The 6,527-nt window shown below is 44.6% G+C and carries 5 protein-coding genes; 3 read left to right on the forward strand and 2 right to left on the reverse strand.

The genetic code is table 11. The features are described from left to right. Position 1 precedes the first annotated feature (1 nt). The 3 genes from acpS (at position 2) to tnpA (ending at position 3,969) form a co-directional block, all read left to right on the forward strand. The gene (gene acpS / locus HF312_14490) at positions 2-394 is read left to right on the forward strand and encodes a holo-ACP synthase (protein MCU7521427.1); all 393 of its coding nucleotides are present in this window, start codon (positions 2-4) and stop codon (positions 392-394) included. Positions 395-444: 50 nt separating this feature from the next. Beyond that, positions 445-3,090 (forward strand): glycoside hydrolase family 2, encoded by a 2,646-nt coding sequence (locus tag HF312_14495; protein ID MCU7521428.1) that lies wholly within the window; start codon positions 445-447, stop codon positions 3,088-3,090. Positions 3,091-3,516: 426 nt separating this feature from the next. Continuing rightward, on the forward strand, positions 3,517-3,969 hold the full coding sequence (gene tnpA, locus HF312_14500; protein ID MCU7521429.1) for an IS200/IS605 family transposase: 453 nt from the start codon (positions 3,517-3,519) through the stop codon (positions 3,967-3,969). A 282-nt stretch (positions 3,970-4,251) separates the two neighbouring features. Here the strand turns inward: tnpA and amrB are convergent, their stop codons facing one another. Together amrB and HF312_14510 are read right to left on the reverse strand one after the other, a co-directional pair. Continuing rightward, on the reverse strand, positions 4,252-5,310 hold the full coding sequence (amrB, locus tag HF312_14505) for an AmmeMemoRadiSam system protein B (protein MCU7521430.1): 1,059 nt from the start codon (positions 5,308-5,310) through the stop codon (positions 4,252-4,254). 128 nt (positions 5,311-5,438) lie between these two features. After that, positions 5,439-6,458, reverse strand: coding sequence for a PorV/PorQ family protein (locus tag HF312_14510; GenBank protein ID MCU7521431.1), 1,020 nt, complete (start codon positions 6,456-6,458; stop codon positions 5,439-5,441). Positions 6,459-6,527 lie beyond the last annotated feature (69 nt).

Genomic DNA, 6,527 nt, shown 5'->3' on the forward strand with positions numbered 1-6,527 from the left:
TATGGTTATAGGCATAGGCATAGATATAATTGAAATTGAGAGAATTAAGGAAAGTGTCGACCGCTTCGGTGATAAGTTCTTAAATAAGGTCTTCACTCAGGTTGAACTCGACTACTGTATGTCCAAGGCTAACAAATATCAGCACCTTGCGGCACGCTTTTCTGCCAAGGAAGCTGTTGCAAAGGCCCTTACGGATGCCTGGGATAAAAGCTGGAAGTGGAAGGATATCGAAATCTACAATGAATTGAGCGGAAAACCTTCCGTCAGGCTCTTTGGCGAACTGAATGAGTTCCTTGGAAAAGATAAATCCCTCAAAATTACAATGAGCCATTCTCAGCACTACGTCACCTGCTTTGCCATAGCTTACAGCAACGGAATTCCAAATAAGGAATAATTAACGGTCTATTACATCTTATTCACTTTTGTTTTAATGGAGCTTTAGGAATGAATATAAGAATTCAGCTTCTCAGGGACAGGCTTCTTGTACCGCTTGTCCTCGTCGGCCTTTTATCTGCGCCTTTAATGGCTAAGAAGAAGGATGATAATACCATCGTGCTCAAAAAAGGATGGTACATTCAATCCTCTGAACAGGTTAAAGCCTCTGGAGACGTCATCTCAGGCGCAAATTTTACCCCCGCAGGATGGTACCCCGCACAGGTGCCTTCTACTGTTATGGGCAGCCTTGTAAATGATAAGGTCTATAAGGATGTTTTTGTGGGCAAAAACCTCAGCCAGATCCCCGAGGACCAGTTCACTAAATCCTGGTGGTACAGAACTGAATTTTCAGTTCCCGCTAAAAAGGGCTGGGAATTTGTAAAACTGGCTTTCGACGGCATTAACTACCGCGCTAACGTTTGGCTCAACGGAAAACTTGTTGCTAAAAGCGATACACTGGAAGGCTCTTTCCGCCAGTTTGAACTTAATGTTACAGGCATCGCCAGACCGGGCGGGAAAAACGTCCTGGCTGTCGAGGTCTTCCCGCCGGTTCCGGGTGAACCTACAATGGGATTTGTCGACTGGAACCCCAAATCCCCCGACCGCAATATGGGCCTCTACAGGGAGGTAAAGCTGAGGCTTTCGGGAGATGTATCCGTCAATTTCCCCTTCGTAAGAAGCACAGTCGACCTTAAAACTCTTAAATCGGCAAAACTTACTGTTTCAGCTGAAGTTAAGAATAACACTTCAAAAAAAGTGCAGGGAACCTTAATCGGGGAAATCGGCACAATCCGCTTTACAAAAAGTGTTACACTGGAAGCTGGTGAAAACAAACTTGTAACATTCCTGCCCGAAGAATATAAAGAGCTTAACGTTAAAAACCCGCGCATCTGGTGGACAAATGACCTTGGTACACCGGAACTCTACAACCTGAAATTGTCCTTCCACACCGGAAGCCAGGTTTCAGACCTCAGCGAAACGCGCTTCGGAATAAGGGAAGTTTCAGACTATATAAATGAAAACGGTCACAGGGGCTATAAGCTTAACGGCCGCAAGATCTTAATCCGCGGCGGCGGCTGGGTCGATAACTTGTTCCTCGACAATACCTATGAAAACTATAAGACACAAGTTGAATACGCCCGCCACATGAACCTTAATACCATCAGGCTTGAAGGCTTCTGGGGCAATAATGAGGACCTTTACAGCCTCTGCGACGAAAACGGCATTCTTATTATGACCGGCTGGAGCTGCCAGTGGGAATGGCCCGCTTCGCTTGGAAAGGAAGTAGATGAATTCGGCGGGATCAAGTCTCCCGAGGATATAAAACTCATAACTAAGTCATGGCAGGATCAGATCAAATGGCTCCGTAACCACCCGTCAATCTTTGTATGGGTTTACGGAAGCGACAAAATTCCGCGCCCGGAACTTGAGAAGAATTATCAGGACGTACTGAAAAAAGACGATCCCTCGAGGCCTTTTCTTGCTTCGGCCAAAAGCTGGACAAGCACTGTTACAGGCAAAACCGCGGTCAAGATGCTGGGGCCCTACGACTATGTGCCGCCGCAGTACTGGTACGTCGATAAGAAATTCGGCGGCGCTTACGGCTTTAATACTGAAACGGGACCCGGGCCTCAGGTGCCTCCATTAGAAAGCATGAAAAAGATGTTCCCGCAGGAAAGCCAGTGGCCGGCAACTAAAAACGATGCTTGGGATTTCCACTGCGGCGGCAACGCGTTTAATACAGTGGACAGATACAATGAAATCTTAAATAACCGCATGGGCACGGCTAATAATCTGGAAGACTACTGCACAAAGGCCCAGTTCATGAACTATGAAGGCATGAGGGCCATGTTTGAAGCCTTTGCTTCCAATAAGCCCAATGCTACAGGCGTAATACAGTGGATGTACAACTCGGCCTGGCCCAAACTCTGGTGGCAGCTATACGACTATTATTTAATGCCGAACGGAGCATTCTACGGCGCAAAGAAAGCATGCGAGCCGGTTCACATTCAGTACAACTACGGCACAAACGGCGTTGAAGTCGTAAACCAGACAGCAAAAGAGATAAAGAACCTCACGGCCGAAGTAAGGGTATTCAATTCGGATCTTACGGAAAAGTTCACTAAAAAGCTTCCGGTTAATCTTAAGGCCGATACAACAGAAAAGCCGGTGCTTATCCCTGAAATAAGCGGTCTGTCGAAGGCTTACTTTGTAGATCTCAGGCTTATGGACGCAAAAGGAAGAGTAATAAGCACCAACTTCTACACTCTTTCAACGCAGGCCGACGATATGGATACGGCAAAGACAAACTGGTATGTAACGCCGCTTAAAGGCTATGCCGACTATTCGTCACTTAGCAGTCTTCAGAACGTACAGCTTAACGTAAAGCACAGGTTCGGACGTGAAGCCAAGGGGCGTTTTGTAACAGTTGAACTCTACAACCCTTCAGACAAGCTAGCTTTCCAGGTGGACCTGAATCTTTTGAAAGGGCAGGGAGGAGAATCTGTTCTCCCGGTATTCTGGGATGACAACTACATCTCACTTCTTCCCAAAGAAAGAAGAATAATAAAAGGCTACTATGAAGAAAAGGACTTAAACGGCACCAAACCGGTTCTAACCGTTGGAGGCTGGAACGTAAAAAACCAAAGTCTCTAACCTTCCAAATTCTAAAAAATGGCGCATGCAACCAAAGCATGCACCATTTTTTTTGTCCTTATTATCATCTCCTAACAATCTTAATATCCATAATTACAAAACTAAAAACCGCGTTAGCGGCTTCCCATCTGTAGCCCAGGGTCCCAAATCCGCGGTAGCGGATGCAGGCACCCTGGGTTGGATAACAAAGAAAATATAAAAAACCACGCGAGTGGTTTCCTATCTGTAGCCCAGGGTTACAAATCCCTTTAGGGATGCCGTAACCCTGGGTTAAATATCAAAAAAAGAACACAAAAACCACGCGAGTGGTTTTATATCTGTTATGAGGCGCACAATCATATCTCAAGACATTGCATTTCGGGAAATAATTCACAACAATATCTATATCCTTCCATAAATGAACACATTCATGAGGTATATAGAACAATGGCAAACACGTATTCACAGATCTACATTCACATCGTTCATTCCACAATGGGTAGAGAACCCTTGATCAGTCCTGAAATGAAGGATGAACTATGCCGTTACATTACGGGCATTATCACGCAAAGAGGTCAGAAGTTGATCTCAATTAACTGTGTAGTGGACCATATTCACTATTTCATAGGACTTCATCCTAATGTGAATGTCTCTGACATAGTAAGGGATGTAAAACATTTCTCTTCAAAGTTTATCAATGAGAAAAATCTATGTAATGGCCCCTTCAGGTGGCAGGACGGCTTTGGTGCATTCTCATATTCACACTCCCAGATTCCCGAGGTCTCCAGGTACATTGAACACCAGGAGGAGCACCACAAAAAGCAGTCATTTCATGACGAATACGTCAGAATGCTTGAGGCTTTTGGGATAAAATTCGATCCTAAATATCTCTTAGGGTAGAAATTTGTTTTCGGGATAGAATATTGTTTTAGAATAGAGATTTGTTCTTTACCTTGGGCTCTGAATCCCCTGTAACAGATATAAAACCACTCGCGTGGTTTTGGGTATGTTTTTTTGTTATTCAACCCAGGGTTACGGCATCCCTAAAGGGATTTGTAACCCTGGGCTACAGATAGGAAACCACTACCGTGGTTTTTAATAGAGTAGTTCTAGGAGCTTATCTTGACATCGCTATTAGTTAATATTTTATTCGGCTCATTGAAGGTGCTAAATAATAAACGTTTATTGATTTAAATATATTCCCGCCGAAAGATGGCCGCACCAGTGCTTGAGGGAAAACGGGGCCGTTATCCCCATGTTTGTACGTTTAATTGGCATTACGCCTTCGGTCCATGTATCTGAATACCCTAAGACCTTTCCTGAGGCCTTAAGACCCAGCTTTTCAAGCGTCTTAACCGTTGTAAGAAGTCCGAAGGGGACTGAAAACTTTCCGCACCATGTAGGCGATTGATATTTCGGGTCCTGCTCCCTGGTAAGTTCACTGTTTAACGCGTTTACCGCCTCGAGGTCCAGTGTCTTATTCAGATTTGTTTTTGCAACAAATAAGTCCCTCTCTGTTGCGGTCTTATGCGCCTGCTCATCTTCCCCATACGGCGCAAAATTGAAATCCTTCCCGTAATGCGTGGCATCCGAAGAAACTAGAAAAGCTATGTCTTTTCCAACCGTAAGATTGTTCTTCTTAATGTAATCGGCAATTATTCCTGAAAGCTCGCTGCTTATCTTGTCCATCGTTTCATACGGCATCTGTGTTACCATAATGGGCGTGATCTTTACTCCGGGATTGAAGTGCTGAAGAAAGGGGACAAGAGCTTCAATTGAATGCTCAAGTGTGTGCGCTTTGTCGTTAACGCTGATGTACTCCGGCTTAAGATTGCTTTTAATCACTTCTCTTAAACCCGCAACTTCCACGTTGCCGTAGGGTCCTTTCCAGAATTTATAGTCATCAAGCAAGAGCTGGTTCTTCGGATCTCCTATTTCCTTTCTTACCGTTCCGTGCGTTACGCCGAAAATTATTACTTCCTTCGCCTTAAGCAACTTGAAAAGAGGGTAGTAGACGCCTCCCGCAAAAAGGAAATCGTCATGAGGCGAAATGCCTCCTATCAGGCCTTCCGCTGTCTCTTCCTTCTTATTATCATCCTTACTTGAAAGGTAGTTTATGAGCTCATCCGTTTCCCCCTTTGTCCAGCAGAAACCGACTTCATCTCTTACCGGCCTTACTTCCTGTGCCATAATAAAACCTGAAACTGTTACTGAAAAGAATAAAAGGTAAAGATATTTCATAGCTTTTCCTCTTTCTGCGAGTTGAAATTGATTTATGGGGCAATTTAATCATTATATGATAAAAAGAAAAACCCCGGACAGTCTTTAACTATCCGGGGTTTATATAGGATTCGGTTTTCTAAATTTTCTTAGTAAGAAACACCAATTGTTATGAAGTGAACTCCTCCAAAAACATCCCAAGGTTCATACGCGTAATCGATGCGGAAGGGAACTCCTGAGATCTCCTGCCTTACGCCGGCACCAAAGGTAAAATCACGGCCGTCGTAATTTGTCATATATCCTGCCCTTAAAACAAAGTTCTTGATATACGTGTATTCGGCACCAATCTTCAGCTTTTCACCGAAATCCCTCGGGTGGCGCGATTCAACACTGACTACCAGGTTATGATCGGGGTTGTTGAAGTCGAAGAACCCGAGAGGTTCAACCGTGGCTCCGAAGTTAATAGCAAACGGAAGAGGAAAATCCTCTGCGTCGTAATGGTACTCCTTCGAAATATTCTGCAGGCTTGCGCCGAATTTTATTCCGTGATACTGGAAATCATACCAGGCACCAACGTCAGCTGCAATAGGAAGGTTAAACTTCCCGCTGTCGTAATGCTTTTTCCCTAGTACCAGATTTGTATCGGCCAGATCGTTACCTTTCAACGCCACAACTGCATCGCCAAGGTTCTGGTAGAAATATTTCAGGTGAACGCCATAGGAAAACCTGTCCGTCAGCTTCTGCGAAAAAGCCATGCCTATGGAATATGCCTGAGGCGAAAATGTACCGGTCTCCACATAGGCATCGCCCATACTAACGGTCCCGTAAAAAGTACCGTAATCCATATAGAGAAGGCTGAAGCCAAGTACCCCGAAATCACCAAGTTTCACTGAAGCCGAAGCTGCATTGTAGTTGATATCGGCAATAAACTTTGTATAGTTCAGGTTAACATCCACGTTGGATTCCACCAGCCCCAATAGTGCCGGGTTCCAGAAGATGCTGTTTGAATTTAAGGTGGTCATAATTCCTGTGGTTCCGCGTCCAACGGCTTCTGCCGAGACAGGGTTCTCCAAAAATCTGAAGCCGGACTGTGCTTTCTTTTCAATCTGGGCGTTTGATTGTCCTGCCAAAAGCAGGATAACAAGCGCTCTCAGAGTTATTTTAGTCATAAATTTCATCTTGTTCTCCTATGCTTAGCGGACGATAATAAATTTCACAAACTGGTTATCAGAACTCTT

This window comes from Ignavibacteria bacterium, assembly GCA_025612375.1.
Classification (GTDB): Bacteria; Bacteroidota; Ignavibacteria; order Ignavibacteriales; family SURF-24; genus JAAXKN01.